The organism is Caulobacter rhizosphaerae, assembly GCF_010977555.1.
In the GTDB taxonomy this organism is placed as follows: domain Bacteria; phylum Pseudomonadota; class Alphaproteobacteria; order Caulobacterales; family Caulobacteraceae; genus Caulobacter; species Caulobacter rhizosphaerae.
In genome coordinates, this window is the sequence record NZ_CP048815.1 from 3,009,294 (window position 1) to 3,033,079 (window position 23,786).

At 66.3% G+C, this 23,786-nt stretch carries 20 protein-coding genes; 15 read left to right on the top strand and 5 right to left on the bottom strand.

Going from position 1 to position 23,786, the window contains the following annotated elements:
- Positions 1-146 precede the first annotated feature (146 nt).
- The 7 genes from G3M57_RS13720 (at position 147) to G3M57_RS13750 (ending at position 6,709) form a co-directional block, all read left to right on the top strand.
- On the top strand, positions 147-1,373 hold the full coding sequence (locus tag G3M57_RS13720) for an MFS transporter (RefSeq protein WP_163231169.1): 1,227 nt from the start codon (positions 147-149) through the stop codon (positions 1,371-1,373).
- A gap of 131 nt (positions 1,374-1,504) precedes the next feature.
- Entirely contained in the window at positions 1,505-2,287 is a 783-nt protein-coding gene (locus tag G3M57_RS13725) for an alpha/beta fold hydrolase (RefSeq protein ID WP_163231171.1), read from the top strand.
- 141 nt (positions 2,288-2,428) lie between these two features.
- Positions 2,429-3,460 carry an alpha/beta fold hydrolase gene (locus tag G3M57_RS13730; RefSeq protein WP_163231173.1) on the top strand — a complete coding sequence of 344 codons (1,032 nt, stop codon included), beginning with the start codon at positions 2,429-2,431 and terminating at the stop codon, positions 3,458-3,460.
- Between the two features lie 14 nt (positions 3,461-3,474).
- A complete protein-coding gene (locus G3M57_RS13735) occupies positions 3,475-3,981 on the top strand; it encodes a cytochrome P460 family protein (protein WP_082564396.1) in 507 nt (168 codons plus the stop codon).
- A gap of 53 nt (positions 3,982-4,034) precedes the next feature.
- Positions 4,035-5,303 (top strand): epoxide hydrolase family protein, encoded by a 1,269-nt coding sequence (locus G3M57_RS13740; protein ID WP_163231175.1) that lies wholly within the window; start codon positions 4,035-4,037, stop codon positions 5,301-5,303.
- 128 nt (positions 5,304-5,431) lie between these two features.
- Positions 5,432-5,749 carry an Ohr family peroxiredoxin gene (locus G3M57_RS13745; RefSeq protein WP_230983734.1) on the top strand — a complete coding sequence of 106 codons (318 nt, stop codon included), beginning with the start codon at positions 5,432-5,434 and terminating at the stop codon, positions 5,747-5,749.
- Between the two features lie 129 nt (positions 5,750-5,878).
- A complete protein-coding gene (locus G3M57_RS13750; protein WP_163231177.1) occupies positions 5,879-6,709 on the top strand; it encodes an oxidoreductase in 831 nt (276 codons plus the stop codon).
- A 2-nt stretch (positions 6,710-6,711) separates the two neighbouring features.
- Here the strand turns inward: G3M57_RS13750 and G3M57_RS13755 are convergent, their stop codons facing one another.
- Positions 6,712-7,329, bottom strand: a complete 618-nt coding sequence (locus G3M57_RS13755) for a thioesterase domain-containing protein (protein WP_056750394.1) — start codon at positions 7,327-7,329, stop codon at positions 6,712-6,714.
- A 204-nt stretch (positions 7,330-7,533) separates the two neighbouring features.
- Positions 7,534-8,745, bottom strand: a complete 1,212-nt coding sequence (locus G3M57_RS13760) for a M23 family metallopeptidase (RefSeq protein WP_163231179.1) — start codon at positions 8,743-8,745, stop codon at positions 7,534-7,536.
- Between the two features lie 267 nt (positions 8,746-9,012).
- On the opposite strand from G3M57_RS13760, the gene tssK reads away from it, so the two are divergent.
- Genes tssK through G3M57_RS13785 form a run of 5 tightly spaced genes read left to right on the top strand, consistent with a single transcriptional unit; the run spans position 9,013 to position 16,487 of the window.
- Entirely contained in the window at positions 9,013-10,356 is a 1,344-nt protein-coding gene (gene tssK / locus G3M57_RS13765) for a type VI secretion system baseplate subunit TssK (RefSeq protein WP_163231181.1), read from the top strand.
- On the top strand, positions 10,353-11,750 hold the full coding sequence (gene icmH / locus G3M57_RS13770; protein WP_163231183.1) for a type IVB secretion system protein IcmH/DotU: 1,398 nt from the start codon (positions 10,353-10,355) through the stop codon (positions 11,748-11,750). Before tssK ends, icmH begins: the two co-directional genes overlap by 4 nt.
- 7 nt (positions 11,751-11,757) lie before the next feature.
- A complete protein-coding gene (gene tssM / locus G3M57_RS13775; protein ID WP_163231185.1) occupies positions 11,758-15,204 on the top strand; it encodes a type VI secretion system membrane subunit TssM in 3,447 nt (1,148 codons plus the stop codon).
- Positions 15,186-15,737 carry a type VI secretion system-associated protein TagF gene (gene tagF / locus G3M57_RS13780; RefSeq protein WP_163231187.1) on the top strand — a complete coding sequence of 184 codons (552 nt, stop codon included), beginning with the start codon at positions 15,186-15,188 and terminating at the stop codon, positions 15,735-15,737. The genes tssM and tagF overlap by 19 nt, the downstream gene beginning before the upstream one ends.
- A gap of 9 nt (positions 15,738-15,746) precedes the next feature.
- The gene (locus tag G3M57_RS13785) at positions 15,747-16,487 is read left to right on the top strand and encodes a PP2C family protein-serine/threonine phosphatase (RefSeq protein WP_056750373.1); all 741 of its coding nucleotides are present in this window, start codon (positions 15,747-15,749) and stop codon (positions 16,485-16,487) included.
- 29 nt (positions 16,488-16,516) lie between these two features.
- Here G3M57_RS13785 and tagH read toward each other — a convergent pair whose 3' ends face one another.
- From tagH to G3M57_RS13800, 3 genes are read right to left on the bottom strand one after another with little or no spacing between them, the layout of a single operon-like run.
- Positions 16,517-17,893, bottom strand: coding sequence for a type VI secretion system-associated FHA domain protein TagH (tagH, locus tag G3M57_RS13790; protein WP_163231189.1), 1,377 nt, complete (start codon positions 17,891-17,893; stop codon positions 16,517-16,519).
- Entirely contained in the window at positions 17,890-18,444 is a 555-nt protein-coding gene (locus tag G3M57_RS13795) for a DUF6931 family protein (protein WP_056750368.1), read from the bottom strand. Before G3M57_RS13795 ends, tagH begins: the two co-directional genes overlap by 4 nt.
- A gap of 8 nt (positions 18,445-18,452) precedes the next feature.
- Entirely contained in the window at positions 18,453-20,417 is a 1,965-nt protein-coding gene (locus tag G3M57_RS13800) for a type VI secretion system Vgr family protein (protein WP_082564394.1), read from the bottom strand.
- A gap of 203 nt (positions 20,418-20,620) precedes the next feature.
- On the opposite strand from G3M57_RS13800, the gene G3M57_RS13805 reads away from it, so the two are divergent.
- The 3 genes from G3M57_RS13805 to tssC all read left to right on the top strand — a co-directional run bounded on the left by G3M57_RS13805 (position 20,621) and on the right by tssC (position 23,783).
- The gene (locus G3M57_RS13805; RefSeq protein WP_163231191.1) at positions 20,621-21,637 is read left to right on the top strand and encodes a type VI secretion system protein TssA; all 1,017 of its coding nucleotides are present in this window, start codon (positions 20,621-20,623) and stop codon (positions 21,635-21,637) included.
- Positions 21,638-21,723: 86 nt separating this feature from the next.
- On the top strand, positions 21,724-22,233 hold the full coding sequence (gene tssB / locus G3M57_RS13810; RefSeq protein ID WP_028041015.1) for a type VI secretion system contractile sheath small subunit: 510 nt from the start codon (positions 21,724-21,726) through the stop codon (positions 22,231-22,233).
- A 56-nt stretch (positions 22,234-22,289) separates the two neighbouring features.
- The gene (gene tssC / locus G3M57_RS13815) at positions 22,290-23,783 is read left to right on the top strand and encodes a type VI secretion system contractile sheath large subunit (RefSeq protein WP_163231193.1); all 1,494 of its coding nucleotides are present in this window, start codon (positions 22,290-22,292) and stop codon (positions 23,781-23,783) included.
- The last annotated feature ends 3 nt before the right edge of the window (positions 23,784-23,786 follow it).

Sequence of the window (23,786 nt, forward strand, 5' to 3'; positions counted from 1 at the left end):
TCAAGTCGAGTTCGCCCTAACTAGGGGAATTCGTCCGGATCGATCAATCGGCCAGACGCCTGAGCTGGTTATCCTGCTTTTCGGGCTCGGCTAACGAGCCCGCCGATTCCACGGGCATCGGCGGCTGGTGAAGATTTGGGGGACGGATGATTCCACAATGGTATCGAACGCTCGACATCCAAGGTCGCGGAACCTTCTGGACGGCGTTCGCCGGATTCGTCCTGAACGCCCTGGCCATACAGCTCTATCCGCTGCTGCTGCCGACCATCGCCGCCGTCTGGAGACTTGACGCCTTCGAAGCTGGCGCGATCGCCAGCATCACGCTGATCGCCTCGACGGCAGGCGGCTGGATCGCCGGCGCCCTGTCTGATCGCTGGGGACGCGTGCGGGTCCTGCAAGCAACGATCCTTTTGTTCGCGGTGGCGACGCTGATGTGCGCGGTCTCCCGCGACGCTGTCCAGTTGACGATCGCCCGAGCGCTGCAAGGGGCGGCGTTCGGCGGAGAATGGGCTGTCGGGATCGTGCTTGTCGCCGAGGCCGCCGTCCCGGCGACGCGCGGCCGGATGGTCGGCGCGGCGCAAAGCGCCTGGGCGGTCGGTTGGGCCTTGGCGGCGGGCGGTGCGTTCGCCGTGGTCTCGTTCCATGATCCTGTGTCGAGCTGGCGGGCGGCGTTCAGCTTGGCCGCCGTACTGGCGTTAGGCGTGCTGCTTCTGCGCCATCGCTTCCCCACCCCGCCCGCTGCAAAGCACGAGGAGCCGCCGGCGATCTGGCGCGACCTCTTCGCCCGCCGGCACGCCTATGCCACCTTCCGCGGCGCGCTTCTGGCCATCGGGCTGCACAGCGGATACTGGGCGCTGGCTACCTGGCTGCCCACGCTGCTGCGCTTCGGGGCGGCGACCGATCCCGGCGAGGCGGGCCGCCGGTTGGCCGTGCTGATCGGCGGCTCGTTTCTGGGCTATTTCGGCGGCTCCTGGCTCAGCGACCATCTCGGCCGACGCAAGGCCTTGCTGGGCTTCGCGGTGACGGCGGCCCTGTTCGTCCCGGTCTATTTCGCCGTCCCCCACGCGAAGGCCCTGGCCGTCGTTCTGGGTCTCCCGCTTGGCTTCCTGGCCACGGGCATGTTCAGCGCCAGCGGACCGGTGCTGGCCGAACTCTATCCGACCGCGCTTCGAGGATCAGGCCAGGGCTTCTGCTACAATCTGGGGCGGGGCGTGGCCGGGGTGGCGACCGGCTTCATCGGCGCCGGGGTCGTCAAGATAGGTCTCGCGCCCATGCTCACGGTCTTCGTCACCGGGGCCTATGGCCTGGTCGCCCTGGCGGCCCTCCTCCTGCACGAAACCCGAGGCCGGTCCCTGGCCGACGACGGCTCTTAGGGTTTCGCGAGAACTCACAGCGCCTCACGATGCCTAACATGCCAAATCATTGAGCTCGAGCAAGATTGGGTTGCGGTCGATGACCGCTGCGCCTCGCGCATTTCTTCATCCCAAGCTCCGGGAACCGACCCATGCCCAAGTTGATCAGCGCGCTCGCCGTGATCCTGGCCCTCAGCGGCTCCGTCGCGCTCGCCGCGCCGCCTCCCAAGCCTGTCACGATTGTCCTCGTCCATGGTGCGTTCGCCGAATCCGCCAGCTGGAATCGGGTCGCCGCTCAGTTGAAGGCCGACGGCTACCACGTGATCGCCGCCGCCAATCCGTTGCGCGGCGTCAAGGACGACGCCGCCTCGGTTGGGCGGATCGCCGCGGCCGTACAGGGTCCGGTCGTGCTCGTCGGCCATTCGTATGGCGGCGCGGTGATCAGCGAGGCGGGCGCGACGCCGCCAAACGTCAAGGCGCTGGTCTTCGTGGCCGCCTTCGCCCCCGACGCCGGCGAGAACGCCCTGGAACTGACGGGCCGGTTCCCCGGCGGCACCCTGGGCCAGGCCCTGGCTCCCCCCGTCATGCTGCCCGACGGCAGCAAGGACCTCTACATCGACCAGGACAGGTTCGGCGCCCAGTTCGCCGCCGATGTCGCGCCCGAGGAGGCGGCGCTGATGGCCGCCACCCAACGCCCCGTGCGCGACGCCGCCTTGACCGAGGCCTCGGGCCCGCCCGCCTGGCGGCGGCTGCCCTCGTGGTTCGTGTACGGGACCGGCGACAGGAACATCCCGCCCGCCGCCCTTGGCTTCATGGCCAAGCGCGCGGACTCCAAGAAGACGGTCGTGATCGACGGCGCCTCGCACGTCGTCATGGTTTCGCACCCAAAGGCCGTCGCCGAGGTGATCGAGGCCGCCGCGACCGCGCAGCCGTAGGTGGCGATGGCGGCGATCCACCCGCCGCCGGACCTTCGATCTTCAGGGGGCGAGATCTCGCATCCCCCAATGCGTCCTAACGACAAGACCAACGACCTGGGCCCAGTTTTCCTACGGCCTTTTCAACACGAAGGCGCCCCCATGCCCCATGACCTTTCCGCCCCTGCCATCGACGCGCGCCGCCGGCGCCTGATCGGCGCCATGACCCTGACCGCCGCAACGGCCCTGGTGACACAAGCCAATCGTGCACAGGCCACAACACCCGCCAGAGCGCTGCCGTTCGGCGCCCTCAAGCAGATCAACGCTGGCGTACTCAGCATCGGCTACGCAGAGCTGGGGCCGATCACGGGAACCCCGGTGCTCCTGCTGCACGGCTGGCCCTACGATATCCATGCCTTCGCCGAAGTCGGTCCTCGGCTCGCGGCGGCGGGCTACCGCGTGATCGTCCCGCACCTGCGAGGCTACGGTTCGACGCGGTTCCTTTCCGCCAACACGCCGCGCAATGGCCAGCAGATGGCGTTGGCCGCCGATGGACTGGCCCTGATGGACGCCCTCGGGCTGCGGCAGGCGATTGTCGCCGGTTTCGACTGGGGCGCGCGGACGGCCGACATCATGGCCGCCCTCTGGCCGGAACGCTGTAAGGCCCTGGTCAGCGTCAGCGGTTACCTGATCGGCAGCCAGCAGGCCAACAAGGCGCCGTTGTCGCCCAAGGCCGAACTGGCCTGGTGGTACCAGTTCTACTTCGCCACCGAACGCGGCCGCGAGGGCTATGCCGCCAATACCCACGCGTTCGCCAAGCTGATCTGGCAGTTGGCCTCGCCGCAGTGGAAGTTCGACGATCCGACGTTCGAGCGCAGCGCCGCCTCGCTGGACAATCCCGACCATGTCGATATCACCATCCACAACTATCGCTGGAGGCTAGGTGTGGCCGATGGCGAGCGTCGGTACGACGACCTTGAGCGCCGTCTGGCCGCCGGCCCGACGATCGGCGTGCCGACCATCACGATGGAAGGCGACGCCAATGGCGCCCCGCACCCTGAGCCCGCGGTCTATAGCAAGAAGTTCACCGGCAAGTACGCCCATCGCCTGATCACGGGCGGCATCGGTCACAACCTGCCGCAGGAGGCTCCATCCGCCTTCGCCCAGGCCGTGATCGACGTCGATCGCTTCTAGGCAGGAGTTCCCTCATGTTCTCCTCCTGGACACTGGCGGTCGGCGGCGCCACCGCCATGGTCGTCGGCCTGTGCTGGGCCTGCGCGCCGATACGGACTCCGTCCGTGGCCTCGCCGATCTACGGCGTGACCCTTCCGAACGGGTATCGCGATTGGACCCTGGTCGCCCCGGCCCAGGAAGCCGCGCCGCTGGACGAGTTGCGGGCAGTCGTCGGCAACCGCAAAGCTCTGAAGACCTACCGCGTCGGAGCTCGGCCGTTCCCCGACGGGACGGTGCTGGTGAAGCTGGCATGGAAACACACGCCCTCGCCGGACTTTCCGCCCGCCTCGATCCCGGGTGCGGCCACCACGGTCCAGGTCATGGTCAAGGACTCCGAGCGCTACGCCTCGACCGGCGGTTGGGGCTTTGGGCGGTTCGTCAATGGCAAGCCCGTCGACAAGGCCCAGCACGAGACGTGCTTCGCGTGCCACGCCGCGCGCGTGAAGGACCGCGACTACGTCTTCACCCGCTACGCGCCCTGACACGTGGGCGCCGGACCTTTCCTCTCATTCTCCCAAGCTCCACGGAGTTCCCAGTGAAGAACCTTCTCCTTCCGGCCAACCGCCGCGCGGTGGTCGGCGGCCTCGCCGTGGCCGGCGCCGCCGCTCTTGCCCCTAACCTGGCCAAGGCCGCTTCGCCGGCCGTCCGCCCCTTCCAGGTCGCCATCCCCGAAGCCGATGTCCTGGCCATGAAGCGCCGCATCGCCGGCGCCCGCTGGGCCGACGCCGAACCGGCCGGCGACGACAGCCAAGGCGTGCGCCGCCAGACCCTGGAGCCGCTGATGCGCTACTGGGCGAACGGTTACGACTGGCGCAAGGTCGAGGCGCGGCTGAACGCCCTGCCGATGTTTGTGACCCAGATCGACGGCCTGGACATCCAGTTCATCCACGTTCGCTCGCGTCATGAAGGCGCGATGCCGATGATCATGACCCATGGCTGGCCGGGCTCGATCCTGGAGTTCCTGAAGGCCATCGATCCCCTCACCAATCCGACCGCCCACGGTGGCAAGGCCGAGGACGCTTTCCATCTGGTGATCCCCTCGATCCCCGGCTTCGGCTTCTCGTCCAAGCCGAAGACCCTGGGCTGGGGCTCGGACCACATCGGCCGCGCCTGGTCCACGCTGATGCTGCGCCTGGGCTACGACCGCTACGTGTCGCAGGGCGGCGACTGCGGCTCGGTGATTTCCCAGCGCATGGCGCTGCAGAAGGTGCAGGGTCTAGTCGGCATCCACCTCAACATGCCCGCCGTGGTGCCCGCCGACATCGCCCGGGCCCTGGCCGCCGGCGATCCCGCCCCCGCCAGCCTGTCGCCCAAGGAGCGCACGGCCTTCGACCAATTGGAGGCGTTCTATCGCGACAACGCCGCCTATGCCGCGATGATGAACACCCGGCCCCAGACCATCGGCTATTCGCTGGTCGATTCGCCCGTCGGCATGGCGGCCTGGATGTACGAGAAGATCGCCCAGTGGACCTATAGCGGCGGCGATCCTCTGAAGGTCCTGACCCGTGACGAGATCCTCGACGACCTGTCGCTGTATTGGCTGACCGGCACCGGCGCATCGGCCGCCCGGATCTACTGGGAAGATCACACCAACAACTTCAACGCTCGTGGGATCATCGACCTGCCGGTCGCCGTCAGCGTCTTCCCCGGCGAGATCTTCCGCGCGCCCAGGACCTGGGCCGAGCGCTGCTACCGAGACCTGATCTATTTCAACGAAGCCCCGAACGGCGGCCACTTCGCCGCCTGGGAGCAGCCCGGGCTGTTCGCCCAAGAAGTGCGCTCCGCCTTCCGCTCGCTGCGCTGATCCATATCCACATCCACAGGAACTGACACCATGAGCACCGCTCTCCGCACCCTCTACACCGGCAAGGTCCATGTCGCCGGCGGCCGCGAAGGCGCCGCGCGCAGCGTCGAGGCCGTCTGGACATCAAGCTGTCGACGCCCGGCGGTCCCGGACCAGGCACGAACCCCGAGCAGTTGCTGGCCGCCGGCTGGTCCGCCTGTTTCGAAGGCGCAATCGCCATCGCCGCCAAGCAGATGAAGCTCACCCTGCCCGAAGCTCCGTCGATCGACGCCGAGATCGATCTCAACCTCGATGACGACGGCTACGCCCTGGCCGCCCGGCTGAACATCGCCTTGCCAGGCGTGCCCCGGGACATGGCGCAGGCGCTCGTCGAGGCCGCCCATCGCACCTGCCCCTACTCCAAGGCGCTGACGGGTAATATCGACATCGTGATCAACCTGGTTTGAGCTCGACGGCGAGGTCGATGGACATGGCCCCTTCACGCCCTCCAACGGCGCAACCGGCCGCCTCTTCATCGAGTTCCTCGCCCCGGGCGTCCGCGCTTATGCTTTCACCTTCCGCAAGGGAAATCCCCAATGTCCAAGACCTGGTTGATCACCGGCGCGTCTCGCGGCCTGGGTCGCGCGCTTGCCGAAGCCGTCCTCAAGTCCGGGGATCGGTTGGTCGCCACCGCGCGTGATCCGGCGAGCCTGCAGCCCATGCAGCAGCAATACGGCGCGGCGGTTCTCACCGCCCCGCTCGATGTCACCGATCCGGCAGCAGCCCAGGCAGCGATCCAATCGGCGGTCGATCATTTCGGCGGCGTGGACGTGCTGGTGAACAACGCCGGCTACGGCGATATCGGCTCGGTGGAGGACACCTCGCTCGAGGACTTCCGGCGACAGATCGAGGCGAACCTGTTCGGTACGATTATCGTCACCAAGGCGGCCATTCCGGTGATGCGCGAGCAGCGCCGGGGCCACATCATCCAATTCTCGTCAGTCGGCGGTCGCGTTGGCGCACCCGGGCGTGCAGCCTATTCGGCGGCCAAGTGGGCGATCGAGTGCTTCTCGGAGGTCCTTGCGCAGGAAATGGCCTTGATCGGCGTGAAGGTCACCATCGTCGAGCCTGGCGGCTTCCGCACCGACTTCGCCGGAGCGTCCACCTCCCTGAACCCCGGTCGACCGGAATACGACTCCGTCGTCGGCGCCGCAGCCCGACGGCAGGCCGAATACAACGGTCGTCAACCCGGCGATCCCCGAAGGGCGGCGCAGGCGATCCTGCGCATCGTCGCCGAGCGCGAACCGCCGCTTCGTCTGCCTTTGGGCGGAGACGCCTTGGCCGCGATCGCCGCCGCCGATCGCGGGCGGCTGGCGATGCTGGAGGCCTGGCGCGATCTCAGCGCGTCGACCGACTACGTCGAATAGCCTCAGGCCTTGAGGGTCACGTCGACCCCGTTTGCCTTGAGCTGGCCGGTCATCCAGTCCGCCACCGCCAGCGAGCATGCCCTGTCACCCACCACGTCAGCCCAGGGCACGCCGCCAGCCGCGCCGTGGGTGCCGGTGAACTTCTTTTCCTCGAGGACGCCGTCGCCGTCGAGCCAGCGCCCGGTGTTGTAGAAGTAGAAGCGCGACTTGACGGGGTTTCGGATCCAGAAGGCCAGATCGCGCGCCGTCCGGGCATGGGCGACGAAATCGACGTTGTCGGGGATGGTCTGCGAAAGGCCCAGTTCGCTGGTCTGCATGTCGACAGCGTCGAAGAGGAACATCGCCTTGACCCGCTTGCCCTGGGCCTTGAGGCGCTTGGCCGCGATGATCGCCGTACATCCGCCGCGGCTGTAGCCAACCAGGATCACAGGTCCGGCCCCTTGAGCGGCGCCGACCGCGCGGTCGGCGATGCTGGAAACTTCCTTGCCGGTCAGCGAGGGGCCTCGAAAATAGGTGCTGCCGACGACTTGCTTGGCGATCTGGCTGGGGAACGAGTTCCCCATCTCCTTGGCGTACTCCTGGTCGTTGTCAGGTCCGGTCCCATCGATGATAACGATCATACTCTTTCTCGCTGGCCTGAAGTGCGCGGGAGCCTAGCGTTGGTGCACAGCTTACTCAATACAGCTTTGCCACCTTTTGTTGTATTTTGAAAATGATGTTTAAAGTCAATCAGATGCAGCCATTATCGCCCTGGTAAACACCCTCGAGGCCAAGCAACGTCGCACAAGTATATCGCAGCTTAAGCTTGGGAACCTTTTTTACCGCTAACCGTTCTGGGCCGCCCGCAGCGCATCTAACCTGTCGCGCATCTTCCGGAAGGCCGCCAAAGCTTCACCATTGAGAGCGTGGCGACTATTGGTCTGGAAGGCCATCGGATCGACCTGCACATCTCGAACGATCACCTCGTAGTGCAGGTGCGGCCCTGACGAGAGGCCGGTATTGCCCGAAAGCCCGATCGCTTGGCCCTGGCGCACGGCCGCCCCCACCGACATCCCTGGCGCGTAGCCGGACAGGTGGGCATAGGCCGTCTGGAGTTCCGGCGAGTGCCGGATCCGGACGAAGTTGCCATGGCCGCCGTGCGGTCCCATGAAATCCACCACCCCGTCGCCCGAGGCATAGACGGTGGTCCCCACCGGAACGGCGAAATCGGTGCCCTTGTGGACCCGGGTATAGCCCAAGACAGGGTGCAACCTTGGCCCAAAGCTTGAGGTAATTCGGGCGCCTTCCACGGGTGTCCGCATCAATCCGCGCGCGACGGCGGCGCCATTGCCGTCGAACCAGCTGGGCTTGGCCTCGCCGGCCGGCTGGAACAGGTAGAGCGCGCGAGACTTCGTCTGGGTCTGCAGCGAGGCGTAGACCAGTCGCTCCGCCCCCACGACGTCGCCTCGGCTATCGACCTTTTGTTCAAACGCCGCCTCGAAGATGTCGCCCGGGCGGATCTCCCGCTGGAAATCGAAATCGAAGGCGAAGGCGCTGGCGAAGTCGTCCACCAGCGAATCCACGACACCGGCGGCCACCGCCGAGGAGTAGAAGCTGTTGGCGTCCATCTCGCCACGCACCACCTTGATCCGGACCTGAAGGTCCGAGGCCAGGTCTTCGGCGACCAGGCGGCCGCTGCCGTCGGGATGAATGACGAAGCCCGAGCCGTCCGGGCGCCGCAACTCGATCCTCTCGACGTCATCCGCCTTGCCGTTCGGAAAGGTCAGCGAGACGCGCAGTTCGCCCGGCGCGCCTTCGAGCTTCTCGTTGGCGGCGAGCCCGAATCGCAGCGCCCGGTCCGTCGCGACGCCCTCGGCGGTCAACGCGGACGCCAGGTCCTGTATGCGCGCGATCACCAGCGTGCGGTGAAATCCGTCGGGGGCCGCAGGCGCCTTGGACACGGCGGAACGGGCGGGCGCGGACGGGCGATGCAGGACGCCCCACCCGATCGCGACGAGGATCGCCAGGATCGCCCCGGCCGCCACGGCCGACAGCACTGGCTTTCTTATGCTCAAGCTTGTTTCAGACGAGCGTGACTTATCCTCCCGCACGCCGTTCGGCGCGTCAGGTTTCCGTCGCCAGCTGCGAGGATCGAACGACGGTTCGTCTTCCCGTGAGCCCCGCATCCATCTCTCGCTGCTTGCCTTTCTCCAAGCATAGCCGCAAGGCGCGGGAGAACCAGAGCCGCAGATGGCAAATGCGTCTTCCGCAGCTCTGCCGACTAGTGTTTAAGTGGTATTTCTAGAGTCCGTTGAGGGAAGCGTATGCAGAGCGACAGCCGCGTCGCATGGCGCGAGGGTCTATTCCTTCGACAACAGCATTTTCAGCAGCAGGATCGGTATCTCGAAGCCCTGGTCGCGGCGCGCGCCAACGGTCTGCGCCCCTATCCGTGGGGTCTGTCGGAGCTGAAGATCAACGCCGACCTTGCGGCCTTGGGCAAGTTCGCGATCGAATCGATGACCGGGGTCCTGCCCGACGGCCTGCCCTTCTCGATTCCCGGCGACCTGCCGCCCCCGCCGCCGCTCGACATACCGGCCGACGCCCGCGACGTGATCGTTCACCTCACCCTTCCCGCCCGCCAGAGCGGAGCGGTGGAATTCAAGAGCCGCGGCGAACGCGGCGGCGCGACGGTACGCTATATCGTTGACGAGGAGGACGTCGCCGACTCCTTTTCCGACGAACGCGGTCAGGAGCCGATCGAGGTGGCCCGACCGAACCTGGCGTTCGGCGTCACCCAGGACCAGACCTATGGCCGCGTCCTGTTGGGATTGGCGCGTGTGCGCGAAGTCCACAACGGCGCCGTAGTCTTCGACGACCGCTACATTCCGCCCACCTTGGACATCCGCGCCAGTCCACGACTGTCGGGTTTTCTGACCGATATCATCGGACGGGCGTCGCAGCGTGTCGACGAGTTGGCCCTGAGAGCGGTCGAGGCCACGGATGGCGGGGCGGAGACCTTCGCCAGCTTCCTGCTCCTTCAGGCGCTCAACCGATGGGTCAGTCAGCTGCGCCACCTGGCCGGCTTGCCCATGGTGCACCCGGAGCGGCTGTACGAAACCTTCCTTGGCATGGCCGGTGAGCTGGCGACGCTGACGCGTCCCGATCGGCGACCACCACCCTTTCCCAGCTATGTCCATGAGCAACTTCAGCTGACCTTCGAGCCAGTGTTCGAGGTGCTTCAGGCCGCGCTCTCGGCGGTGTTCGATCGTTCGGCGATCCAGTTGCCGCTGCAGGTCGCCGGACCGGGCGCCTACACCTCCCGGATCACCGACCACAATCTCTACAAGACCGGCTACTTCTATCTTGCGGTCAACGCTCGTGCGTCGCTCGACGACATTCGGGGACGCTTCCCCGCGATCGCCAAGATCGGCGCGGTCCAGAAGATGCGCGAGATCGTCGATTCCGCCCTACCGGGCGTGCCCCTGAGACACACCCCGACGCCGCCGCCGCAGCTTCGCGTCATCCCCGGTTACGTCTATTTCGAGCTCGACCGCTCGGTTCCCGATTGGCGCGACTTCGCCAACGCCGCGGCTCTGGGTCTGCATGTCGCCGGAGAGTGGCCCGACCTGAAGCTCGAGCTCTGGTGCGTCAAGGGGACCGGCCGATGACCGGCGACGACGAGGAGAAGAACCCGAACAAGACGGTCTTCCGACCGTCGCCGCTGCAGAATCTACGCACGTCCGGAAACCTCTCCCCGCCGTCCGCGCCGGCTTTCGCCGCCGGTGAACCGGCGGCGTTCGCATCGTCATCGTCTTCGTTTGCTTCTGCCCCTCCCCCACGTCGCGTCATCAGCCGCGACGACGATATTCCCGCGCCTCCGCCGGCCGCCCGCGCGCGAAATCCGATGATGATGGCGGCCGCGCCGGTGTTGTCACTGATCGTCGGCGTCCGCTCCGGCCGCGTTCACCTCAGCCTGCCGGAATTGCACCAGAAGACTTCCACCGCGGTCGCCAGCTTCGATCAAGCCCTTCTGGCCGCCGGCTACGACACCGAGACTCGCCAGAGGGCTCGCTACGCGGTGTGCGCCACAGTCGACGACATCGCCCAGAACCTTCCCGGTCAGGCGGCGGACGGCGCGGAATGGGCGCGCCGCAGCCTTGTCGTGCAGGTGTTCAACGAGAATATCGGCGGCGATCGCTTCTGGCGCCTGCTCGAAGACATGCTGGCCAGGCCCGCGGAATTCGCCAACCTGATCGAGCTCTACCATGCGTGCCTGGCCGCGGGCTTCGAAGGTCGCTATCGCGTCGCGCCGGATGGCAAGCGCCGCCTGCACGAGATCATGGCCAGTTGCTATGCGGCCCTCGACCATACTCGCGCCCTGTCTCAAACCGAACTGTCGCCGCATTGGCGCGGCGAGCCGACACCGGCGGCCCGTATCAGCTTCTGGGCGACCCTGGCCCTGGCCGGCGCGATCGCCCTGGCCGGTCTGCTGGCCCTCTTCATCCTCTTGCGCGTAACCCTGATCCAGACGGGCCAGCCGTCGCTGAACGCCCTGAAAGCCATCAATCCGGACCAGCCGCTGCGCATGTCGCGCGTCGCCCCCGCCCCGCCGGTTCCGACCAGCACTCAGTTGCAGCGCATCCAGGGCTTCCTCGCGCCCGAGATCGCCCAGCATCTGGTGGTCGTCGAGCAGGATAGCAAGTCCATCCGCGTACGCACCACCGTCGGACAGCTTTTCAGGTCGGGATCGGACAGGCTGGAGCCAGGCCGCGAGGCGCTGTTCGCCCGGATCGGCGCGGCGATCGAAGCCGAGCGCGGAGCCGTCCGCGTGGAGGGCCATGCGGACTCCGACCACCTGATCAGCGTCACCTTCCCGGATAACTTCGCGCTGTCCAAGGCGCGGGCAGACGCGGCCGCCCAGATCCTTCGCGGCAAGATCACCGACGCCAGCCGCGTCAGCACCGAAGGGTTCGGTGACAGCCAGCCGATCGCGTCGAACTCCACCGCCAACGGCAAGGCGCTGAATCGCCGGGTCGAAATCGTCATTCCGCGCGCCGAATAGGGCCACGATGAAGCGCTTCTTCCTGAACTGGTGGCTGCTCACCGGCCTCGCGGCGGTCCTGGTCGCGGTGCTGTTGGTCCTTGTTCTTCCGCTGGTCGCGCCGTTCCTGAGGCCGTGGTGGGTCAAGACCCTGCTCGCCCTCCTCGTCGCCGCTGTGTGGGGCGTTTTCGCCACGCTGCGGGTCCTCAAGGCCCGCAGAGCCGCCGCCGAGATCGCCAGGCAGTTGGCGGCCCCGTCGCCAGGCGACGTCGAGGCGGAGGCGCTGACGGGGCGCATGCGTTCGGCCTTGGCCAAGCTGAAGACGGCGACAGGCGACAAGCGCGACTACCTCTATGCTCGCCCCTGGTACGTGATCATCGGTCCCCCCGGCGCGGGCAAGACGACTGCGCTGCTGAAGTCCGGCGTCCAGTTTCCGTTCTCGGACGCGGCGCTCAAGGGCGTCGGTGGAACCCGCAATCTCGACTTCTGGTTCGCTGACGACGCCGTGCTGATCGACACCGCCGGCCGATACACCACCCAGACCTCCGACGCCTCTGTCGACCACAAGGGCTGGGACAGCTTCCTCAAGCTGCTACGCCGCACCCGCCCCTTGCAGCCGATCAACGGGGTCCTGGTGGCGATCGGCCTGGACGAACTTCTCAACACCGATCGAGCGGGGCTGGACGACCACGCGGCCGCGGTGCGTCGCCGCCTGCTCGAACTGCGGCGCGCGCTCGAGGTTTCAGCGCCGGTCTATGTGCTGTTCACCAAGGCCGACCTGTTGGCTGGCTTTGGCGAATTCTTCGACGACCTCGATGTCGAGGGGCGCCGCGCCATTCTTGGTGCGACCCTGCCGTTGGAAGCTCCGACCAGCCTCGACGTCGTGTTGGCCGAGTTCGACGCCGTGGTCCAGGCCTTGGCGGACCGGGTCGCCAAGCGCCTGCAGGAAGAAACCGATCCACATCGCCGCAGCCTGATTTTGGGCTTCCCGTCGCAGGTGGCGTCGCTGCGCGCCAGGCTAAGCCGTTTCCTGGACGGCGCCCTGCTGGCTGAACAGGATATGCGGCCGCTGTTCCGGGGCTTCTATCTGACCAGCGGCGTCCAGGAAGGCGCTCCACTGGACCGGATCCTCGGGGACGTGGCCGCCGTCTACGACGCCCCTGCAATTCCGCGTTCTGGGCTGGCTGGCCAAGGCGGCAGAGCCTATTTCCTCAACCGGTTGCTCAAGGACGTGATCTTCGCCGAGGCAGGGCTCGTCCAGAGCGATCCGGCGGCGCGCGCCCGCCGTCGAACGGCGCTGATCGCCGGTGTGTCCGGCATCGCTGTCCTGTCGCTGCTCATTGCTCTGCTCTGGGGTGTCAGCTTCACGAGAAACAGGGCGTTGCAGGACCAGCTCCTGGTCGGCGCTCAGAACGTCAGCGCCGAGGTGCGCGAGACGGGTGTCGACCTGGTGGAGGTGCGCGAAGGCGATCCCGACCTGGAACAGGCGCTATCGTTGATCCGGGCCCTGCGCGACCTGCCGCGCGGCCATGTCGACCAGGCCAAGGGCGGGCCGCCCCTGCTGATGCGGTTCGGCTTGTTCCAGGGCGGCCACGCCAAGGCCGCCGACCAGGCCTATCGGGAAGCGCTCCAGCGCATCCTCCTGCCCCGCATCCTGCTGCGGCTGGAACGCTACATGCAGGATCACGCCCAAGAGCCGCTGAAGGTCTACGAGCCGCTCAAGGTCTATCTGATGCTGGGCGGCCAGGGGCCCCTGGATCCGAAAACCGTCAAGGCGTGGGTGACCGACGATTGGGCCGAGAACGCCCTGCCGGGCGCGGATCGCGCCGAGGTGCGCGAGGAGCTGGCCAAGCACCTGGACGTCCTGCTCGCCGATCCGCAGCTGGGCCGTGTGTGGCCGGGGCGCGAGGCGCCGCTGGACGGGGCGCTGATCGAGTCGACGCGGGCGGCGGTGCAGACCCTGTCCCTGGCCGATCGCGCCTATGCGATCCTTCGCCAGAAGGCGGCCGCGACCGACCAGCCCGACTGGCGCGCCGACAGCGTCCTGGCGAGCGGCGATCGCCAGGCCTTTATGAACGGCGACGCGGTCCTGGATGCCAGCGTGCCCTACTTCTTTACGCGCGCTGGCTTCGAGCGAGCCTATCAGCCCGGGCTGCAGACCGTGGCCTCCGACCTTGAAAAGGATCTGTGGGTCATGGGTCAGGACGCCGACAAGGCGGCGATCCGCGGCCAGATCGCCCAGGTCAAGCCGGGCGTCGCGGCGCTCTACGCCAAGGAATACATCGCGGCCTGGGACGGCGTGGTCCAGGGCCTGAAGCCGGCCGACTACTTCACCAATCCCGCCGCCCTGGGCGCCTTCACCCGCACACCGTCACCGCTGAAGGTGCTGCTGCTGGAGGTCCGCAAGAACACCACCTTCGGCAAGCCGCCGGCGATCCGGGCCCCCAGCAAGCTGAAGACCGCCGCGCGCGTCGTGAGCGGAGCGGTGCTGGACTCCGGCGGCGTCGACGCCGGCAAGACCATCACCGACTACTTCCGGCCGCTCGCGACCTATGTCGGCGACGGCAAGGGCGCCGCGCCGATCGACGAGTTCCTGGCGGCGGTGAAGCAGGCCGCCTCGGCCAACATGGCCGCCGGGATCGCCGGCGGCGGGTTGGGCGGCGTCGCGGCGCAGGGCGAACTGGCGTCGGCGCTGGGACAGGTCGCCACCACCAGCGTCGTGGCCCCGCCTCAGCTCCAGGGCTTCGTCGCTCAGGCGACCCAGAGCGGCCGGGGCGCCGTGGTGTCCTCGGCCCAGAACGCCATCGGACAGGAGTATGCGACAAACCTTGCGGGCGCCTGCCGCAGCGTTAGCGACAACCGCTATCCATTCTATGGCGCGGCGCAGAACGACGCGACGGCGGCGGACATGATGCGGGTTCTGGGTCTCAACGGCCAGTTCGACAGCATGATGCGCGATCGCCTGCAGCCCTTGCTGCTGACCTCCGGTCCGGTCTGGCGCTGGCGTTCGGACGACCCGGTGGCGTCGGCCTTCGACCCGGCCAGCGCCGAGCAGTTCCAGAAGGCGGCTCAGGTCCGCGACCTGCTCACCTCCGGCCTGCCAATCCGCGTCGAGGCCGCAGGCTTCGGCGGGGCGGTCACCGCCGCCGAATTCTCCGCCGGCGGCGCGACCTATCGCTTCGAGCCCAACAGCGTTGGCGCCAAGCCCGTGATGTGGGCGATCTCGGGCCTGCCCGAAGCCCATCTCGTCCTCTATGCCGGCGCCAAGGAAGTGCGGCGCTACGACGCCCAGGGGGTATGGGCGCTCTTCCGCCTGATGGACGCCGCCCAAAAGGAAAACGCTGGTCCGAACGCGATCAAGGCCACCTTCGGCCAGGGCGCCCAGTATTTCACGCTCAAGGTCAATCTGCCGTCCGACAAAAATCCGTTCGGTCGCGGCGGCCTGTGGTCATTCCGATGCCCAGCCAAGCTTTGACCGCGCCGCAGGCCTTCGCTTTCGGCAAGTTGCCGACCCACGGCGATTTCGTCGCCCGCGGCCTTTCCGGCCCGGACCGCGACGCCTGGGACGCCTGGGCGAGCGCCGGATTGGCGCAGGCGCGGACTGTCCTGGGTCCGGATTTCGAAGCTCGGCACGACGCCGCGCCGCCGTTGCGCTTCTCGTTTGGGCCCGGGCCCTTCGGCGACGGCTGGCGAACCGGAACGCTGGCGTCCTCGATCGACTCGGCGGGGCGACGCTTCATTATCGTCCTTGGCGGCCGCACGACCGAGGCTCTTTCAGCGCGATCCGCCGAACGCATCGCCGCGGCGGCCGAAGACGAAATCCATCGCGCCTTCGAAGACGCCGCGAACATCGACGCGATGGTGGCCAGCGCGCAAATTATCTTTCAAACTGTGGAATCAGAGGGCGGAGCAGAAGCGCAAGGCCGCTTCTGGTTGCCGGACTCACCGTTCGATCTGATTGCCAGCCAGCCACCCGCCGACCTGATGACCCAGGTTCTGACGACATAGGAGCTGTCCATGGATGACGGGAGTTTGCGATTTCACGACGCCACCCTGACCCATCCCGGGAAGGTGCGGCGCGACAACGAGGACCAAGTGCTGGCGCGTCCGGACCAGGGCCTCTGGGCGGTCGCCGACGGCATGGGCGGTCACGCCAACGGGCAGTGGTCGTCCAAGACCATCACCGCGACCCTGGAGGCCGCAGTCCTGCCCGCCGACTTCGACGACGCCGCTTCGGCGGTCGCCGCGGCGGTGCACGAGGCCAACGAGCGCATCTGGACCAAGTCGGTCGGACAGCCCATGGGTTCCACGGTCGTGGCCCTACTTCTGCGCGACCGACGTTTCGTGGTGCTGTGGGCCGGCGACAGCCGTTGCTACCTGCTGCGTGACGGTCAGCTCTACCAGCTGACAGTCGACCATTCACAGGTTCAGGACATGGTGACCTCGGGTCGGTTGACGGCCGAAGAGGCCGAAAACCACCCCATGTCGCATGTGCTGTCGCGCGCGGTGGGCGTTGCGCCCCGACTTGAACTGGATGCGGTCTCTGACGAAGCCAAGGTTGGGGACGTCTTCCTGGTGTGCAGCGACGGCCTTACCCGGACGATCCCAGACGCCGAACTGGCAACGATTCTGGCCCAGGGCAATCCAGCCGCCGCCGCCGACGAACTGGTGAAGATCTGCTTGGAGCGCGGCGCCCCCGACAATGTCAGCGTGGCCGTGGTCAATTGCGACGAGACCACGCTGCTCGCTCTGTCCTGATCCGCCCAGCGGCCGCCAAGCGCAGTGGTCTAGGGCCGCCGCTTGGCCTTCATGTCGGCGGCGATGCGTTCGTAAGCGTCACGGAACTCCTTGGCGAAGACCTCCATGAAGGCTTCGTCGGAGCCCCGGGTGACACCCTCGAACTCCCGTTCATAAGCTTGCCAGAGCGCCGCCGCCCGCGCGCCAGGTACGATCTTGGCCAGCAGCCCCCGGTGCTCCGCCCGGCCCCGGATCGCCGAGGGAGAGAAGCGATCGAGCGTGGCGGCCAACGCGCCCTGCATCGCCGTCAAGGTGGCTAGCTGGTGGGCCTGCAGGTCTCGGAAGGCGTCCTCCACGGCCAGGTCGGCCGGCATGAAGCCACGATCGGGTCGATTAAGCATCTGCGCCATCGCCTTGTCGGCCGATCGCGTGAACTTCAGCGGATTGTTGCCGTCAAACTCCAGGCTGGTGTTCTGCGCCCCAAGCTGGGCCTTCGCTCTGGCCCTCGCCTCCATCATCACGACCATGCCGCCCAGCAGGCGTCGCAGGACGCCGCCTGCCGCCGACAGCACTTCCAGGGGTGAACTGCTGAAATCCTCGGAGCGGAGTCCGGCGCCGTGCAGGAAAGCGCGCCATTCGGCGCCGTCGCCGGCCGTGGGCGTCGATCGCGGCTTTCGCGCCGGCTCCGGCGGCGGCGGCGGCGCGGGGGTCTGGCCCCAAGGCGCCGTGGAAGGCGAGGCCAAGGGCGGCGCCTCGAACGCCGGCGTGGCGGGGCCGCCGAAGCCGCGGGCCCAGTCGACCTCGTTGGTGGCCGCCAGTTGCCCCCATACGTCCACCGCCGAGGGCATGGCCTGGGTCGGCGGATCGCTGGACCAGGCCGAAGGCGGCGGCGCTTCCGAACGAGCTGGAGCCCAGGCCGAGGCGGGCTGGGGGGCGACGTCCATGCGCGGCGGCGCCCAGGCGCCCGAGACGGAACCCTGGCCCGTGATGGCAGCCCGTGGCGCCGGTTGATCCCAGCGCGCCGGGTCATCCGCCACCTCGCGGGCGCCGTGGCTGTCCCAGCCGCTCCAGGCGGCGGCCGGCGCGGACTCTTCAGCGCCAGAGCCCCTGCCCTGCTCCAGCCGGGCCTCGATTTCGTAGTGGCCGATCAGGATCACGTCGCCATCGACGATCTGATGCGGCGTCGTCAGCCGTGATGCCGACCGGTTCACAAAGGTGCCGTTGGTGCTTCGATCGACCAGCACGTAAGCCCCATCACGGTAGTGGATCTCGCAATGGGCGGAGGAAATATAGCTGCGCGGATCCGGCAGGCACCAATCCATGTGGGGCGAGCGTCCGATGCGCGCGCCATGGCGGTCGAGCTTCAGGCGCGCCGTCTCTCCGTTGTCGAGACGATCCAGCGCCTTGATGGTCAGCACAAGGGTCATGGGTGTGCGGTTTCTCGGCCGCTGGCGATCGCGTCGCCGAGCGCGAGCGCCGAACGAAGGCTCTCCAGATGGCGTCCGCTCTGTGTCGCAGCGGTGAGCACCGCTCCCGCGGCGAAGGCGCCGACCGTGTCCTTGGGCGGCAAAACGGGTTCGACATCCACCGGCGCGATCGAGCCGCCCGAAAAGAACACCGCCAAGGCGCACTGCCTCTGGGGGCTGGCCCCACGGGACTGCTCAGCGATCGCGAACGCCGCCCGGCGCCGACCGTCGCTCGGGTCCTGCAGCCATAGAAGGGTCGCCTTGAGCGCCTCGGCGTCCTGAGCGCTCGGGGTCAAGGACAGCTCCTGGACGGCCCGGGCCGCCCAGGCCACGGCTTCGAAGCGAGGCAAGGCCTGGCCGAGGAACAGGGCCGCATCGTCTTCACGTCCTTCCTCGATCAGGCGGTCGAAGACCGTCTCGGGTGGATCGGCGTCGTGGTTCGACTTGGGCCATCCGAGAATTGCGGAGACTTGGCCCGCTTCGGCCCACTTAACCTGTTTCCAGCGTCTCATACGCGATCCTAATTGATCTTCACGGCGCCGCCCGTGATCGTCGTCATGCCGTCTCCGTGCACTTCGACCTGCGGCGCGCTCACGGTGTTGACGCCGCGCGCGTGGCTGGTGACCGTCTGGGCGCTCAGCGTAATGCTGGAGGGATCCATCACAATCAAGCTTGAGCCGACCTTCAGCGTGATGCTTTGCGCGGCTTCGATCGTCACCGTCCCCTTGTTCACCTTCACGCTATAGTTGCCAGAGCGCACGGTGGTTCCATCGTCAAGCTCGATTGTCGTCGTGCGCTTGCCCTTGCTGACCTCGTGGGTTTCGTCGCCGGTCTCGATGGTGGTGGCTTCATGCCGCTTGACCGCCGTCTTGCGATCGCGCCCCACCCGGGTGGCGCGGTCGCGCTGGACGGTCAGGGTGTCGTCCAGCAGCACGTCGCGCACCATCTCGCGCTGGGCGTGGATGTAGATCTCTTCCGAGCCGCCCTTGTCCTCAAGACGGATCTCATTGAAGCCCAGGCTGTTGGGCGGCGGGGTTTTCTCGGCCCCGGCATAGTCGCCCAGCCGCCCGATCGTCTGGGTACGCCACAACGACCGGGTCTTTTGGGCCGGCAAGTCGTAGGCGTGCTTGCGCTGGCCGTTATAGACCCGCCCGGTGATGATCGGGCGATCCGGATCGCCGTTCAGAAAGTCGACGATGACCTCCTGGCCCACCCGTGGCAGGTCGACATTGCCAAAGCCCTCGCCTGCGGCGTGGTGCGAAACGCGCATCCAGCACGAGGTCTTGCCTGGCTGATCGGGCGAGCGATCCCAGTGGAAGCGCACCTTCACGCGTCCCCATTCGTCGACATAGACGACCTCGCCGGCCGGCCCGGTCACCGTGGCGGTCTCGACGCCGCTTGAGATGGGCTTTTCGGCGACGAGCGGCGGCCGGAACAGCGTGTCGCTAGGGATCGCCACCACGTTGACGCGCCTGGCCTGACGATCGTCGCCGCTGCGATGGCTCTCGGCCTCGACGACATGGTTGAGGCCGATGATCAGGTATTCCTGGTTGAAGCGATCGACCCCAGCTTCTGTCAGGGTGAAGAGGCCGCCGCAGGCCAGACCCAAGACGTCGCCGCCCCCGCTGTAGAGCCGTCGCGGCGCGCGACTCGCGGCCAGACGAGCCTGCCCCCGCGTTTCGCCCTCGCTCTTGTCGGTAAAGTCGCCGAGATATTCGTACACCTCGAGCGCGTCGCCCGGGTGCTGGCCAGCGCCCTGGCTGACGGCCTCGACCGGATTCTGCGGCTTGGTGAAGTCGAAGCTGCGCAGGGTCACGCTGGCCTGGCTGACCGAGCTGATCCGTTCGTTCCATTCCGAGAGGGTGTCGGGCGTGCTCGTTTCGTCGCCGGAGACCGGAAGGAAGCGGATGCTCTCGTAGCCCGGCTCGGGCTTGTGAGCCGATTTTCCGTCACAAAGGACCAGCTTGTGAGCCGCTTCCTCGTGCCGGAAATAGTAGTAGATGCCCTCGTCCTCGAACAGGCGCGAGACGAAATTGAAGTCACTTTCCTTGTACTGAACGCAATATTCCCGCGGTTTGTAACTGCCGGTCAGCCGGTCGAACTCGACGTCCTTCATGCCGGCGTCGGAGAACACCTGCTTGACGATGTCGACGACGCTCTTGTCCTGGAAGATCCGATAGTTTCGGTTCTGGTCCAGGAGTGACAGCCATGGCCTGAGGGTGAGCCGGTAGTGGGCGCCGTTGATATCGACCTTGATCAAGGCCGCTTCGGTCAACAACCCATGGAAGTAGCGGACGTGGTCCATCTCATCGCCAGCGTCCAGGGAAACCGGCTTTCCAAGGTGCGGCAGAAAATCGACCTCGTCGGCAGAAAACCCTTCTACAACAATCACAAACGGCTCGCTCAAGCGCTCGATCGACTCGAAGCGCTCAAGGTTAAGCTTAGCCGTACCAAGAGCGACAGATATCGTAGCCTGCCGATCCATTAATCGCTCCCGTTACTGCGCCTGAAACCTACGGCCCGCGGCCCGCTGTGCATAGGTGTAGCGATCAATTTCAACATCTCAACCAGACAGACTTGCCAAAACGATTTCTTGGGCCACACTCCGCGCCCGCCCCAACCGCCTGCCTGCGCAGGTTCGGCGACAAACGGCTCGGGCGCGATATCAACGTTGAGGCGAACGAGAACATGGCGCTTGATCCGAGTCGACTGTTGGCGCCGGTTTCCGACGACGACCCGACCGGCCCGGACCTCGCCTACGACCCGCAGCGCTATGAAATCGAACAAGCCTTCGAGACGGAGGTCTCGATCGACGCGTCCGGGGTCGAGGCTCAAGCTTCCGACATCGACTGGCGCGCGATCATCGCCAAAATCGTCGAGCAAAGCGCGCGCACCAAGGACATCTGGCTGCCCATCTATCTCTGCCGCGCCGGAGCCCGGGCGGGGGACCTGGAAACTGTCGAGGCCGGTGCGAAATATCTGGCGGGCCTTCTGGAGGCCTACTGGCCCAGCCTGCATCCGCGATTGGAGGACTATGGGTTCCAAGGGCGCAAGGGTCCTTGCGATTCCCTGACCGGAGCGTCGCAGTTCATCCAACCCCTGCGCAGGATCACATTGATCCGCCATCCTCGCCTCGGTGACTATTCCATCGACCACTTCGAACGCTTCCGCTTGGGAGGCGAAACAGAGGAAGGCTACGGAATGTTCCGGGCCGCGCTGGAGGATGTGAGTCAGGACGACCTTGATGTGATCGTCCAGCGGCTGAACGCAATTGAAGACAGCCTGCGTCGCGTGGACATGGTGCTCACCGCCAACGCCGACGAGGGCGGCTCCACGAACTTTCGGGCGACCTACGACGCGCTCGGTCAGATGCGACGCGCGGTGCAGGCGTTCGGAAAAAAGACCGAGACGTCAGAAAGTGGGGAACCATCGGCGGAACCGGACGTTGCATCGCCAAGCTTCTTGAACTCGTCGCCCACCCTGGGCGCGAGGATCGAGACCCGGGACGACGTCGTCCGCGCCCTTGAGGCGCTGAGCGACTACTACCGGCGCAGGGAACCGGGGCACCCGATCCTGACGTTGCTACAGCGTGCGCGTGAATGGGTTGGGTTGGATTTCATGGCGATTCTTGAAGACATCGCGCCAGGGAGCGTCGAAGAAGCTCGCAACGTTCTGCAATCACGAAAACATCGCGAACAAGCTTGAGCTATCGGTTGAACATCGCCATGATATAGACCTATGATGGCGAAGTTTATTAGCGACATATAACGTCTAATTGCGGGTGGATGACCATGGCGTCGAACAAAGGTGGACAGCGTTTCATCAAGGAGAATCGCGCTCCTCGTGTTCACATTGAATACGAAGTGGAGACTTTTGGTTCCCGCCAGAAGATCGAAATTCCGTTCGTGGTCGGAGTTATGTCCGACCTGTCTGGAAAATCGAATGTCGAGAAGAAGCCGCTCGACAAGCGCGACTTTGTCGAATTCGACATGGACAATTTCGAACAGAAGATGGAAGCGATTGCGCCACGCGCCGCTTTCACGGTCGACAACACATTGACCGGAGACGGTAAGATCGGCGTCGATCTGACCTTCAAGTCGATGGAAGATTTCTCGCCAGGCCAAGTCGCCAAGAACGTGCCCGCCCTGGCGAAGTTGCTGGAGGCGCGGCAGCAGTTGAACGACCTGATGCTGTACATGGACGGCAAGGACGGCGCTCAAGACCTGCTCGATAAGGTTCTGAAAGACCCCGAGTTGATGAAGGCGCTCGCGGCCGCCAAGCCGCCCGCCGACAACGCCTAGACAATCTCCAGTAGATCTAGAATGATTTCCCCTACCCTGCCCGTTGGGAGACCTTGATGGCGCAAGAAACGCTTCAGCAGACTGGCGCCCCCGCCACGGAAACCGTCACCGTCGACGATTTCGCGTCGCTGCTGCAAAGGGAATTCAAGCCCAATACCGACGCCAAGCAGGCGCGGATCGAAGAGGCTGTGAAGACCTTGGCGCAGCAGGCGCTCGAGGACACCCAGATCATCGGCGCCGACGTCTTTTCAACCGTGGACGCCCTGAAGGCCGCGATCGACCGCAAGCTGACCGAACAGGTCAACAAGATCATCCACCACAAGGACTTCCAGACTCTGGAATCCGCCTGGCGGGGGCTTTGGTATCTCGTCGGCAACACCCCGACCGGCAAGGACCTCAAGGTCCGCGTGCTGAACGTCTCCAAGGACGAGACCCGCAAGATGCTGCGGCAGTTCCGCGACGCAGCCTGGGACCAGAGCCCCCTCTTCAAGAAGATCTACGAGGCCGAGTTCGGCCAGCTGGGCGGGCAGCCCTATGGCGCGTTCATCTGCGACTACGCCTTCGACCACACCGCGCCCGACATCGAGGTGATGAAGGGGCTGGCGAAGATCGGCGCGGCGGCGCACGCCCCGTTCGTGGCGGCGGCGGACTCGCAATTGCTCGGCATGGAAAGCTGGCAGGAGCTGGCTAATCCGCGCGACATCGCCAAGCAGTTCGACGCCACCGACTACATGGCCTGGCGCTCGTTTCGCGCCTCAAACGACAGCCGCTACATGGCGCTGACCCTGCCGCGCTTCCTCGGGCGCCCGCTCTACGGCGCCAATAGCGAGCCGGTCGAGGAGTTCGCCTTCGAGGAAGACACCGAGGGCGGCCAGCACGACAACTATCTGTGGCTGAACGCCTCCTACGCGCTGGGCGTGCGGATCACCGAGGCCTTCAAGACCTACGGCTGGTGTACGCGCATTCGCGGCGTGGAATCCGGCGGCACCGTCGAGGACCTGCCGACCGCGATGTTCCCGACCGACGATGGGGCGATGGACGCCAAGTGCCCGACGGAGATCGCCATTTCCGATCGTCGCGAGGCCGAGTTGTCCAAGGCCGGGCTGATGGCCCTGGTGCATCGCAAGAACACCGACCAGGCCACCTTCATCGGCGCCCAGACCCTCCATGCTCCCAAGGCCTACGAGGACGCCGACGCGACCGCCAGCGCCAACCTGTCGGCGCGCCTGCCCTACATCTTCGCCAGCTGCCGCTTCGCGCATTACCTCAAGTGCATGGTACGGGACTGGATCGGCAGCAGCCGCGAGGCGCCGGTTCTGGCCAGCGACCTGCAGTCGTGGATCATGCAGTACGTGGACATGCAGCCCGACTTCTCGACTGAAGAAGACAAGGCTCGCAAGCCCCTGAAATCCGCCTCGGTGGATGTCATCCCCGACCCCGAGAACCCGGGCTACTACCGCGGCGTCTTCCGCATGGTGCCGCACTACCAGCTCGAGGGGATGGACGTGTCGCTCAGTATGGTTTCGCGCCTGCCCAAGGGCCCGAACTAACTG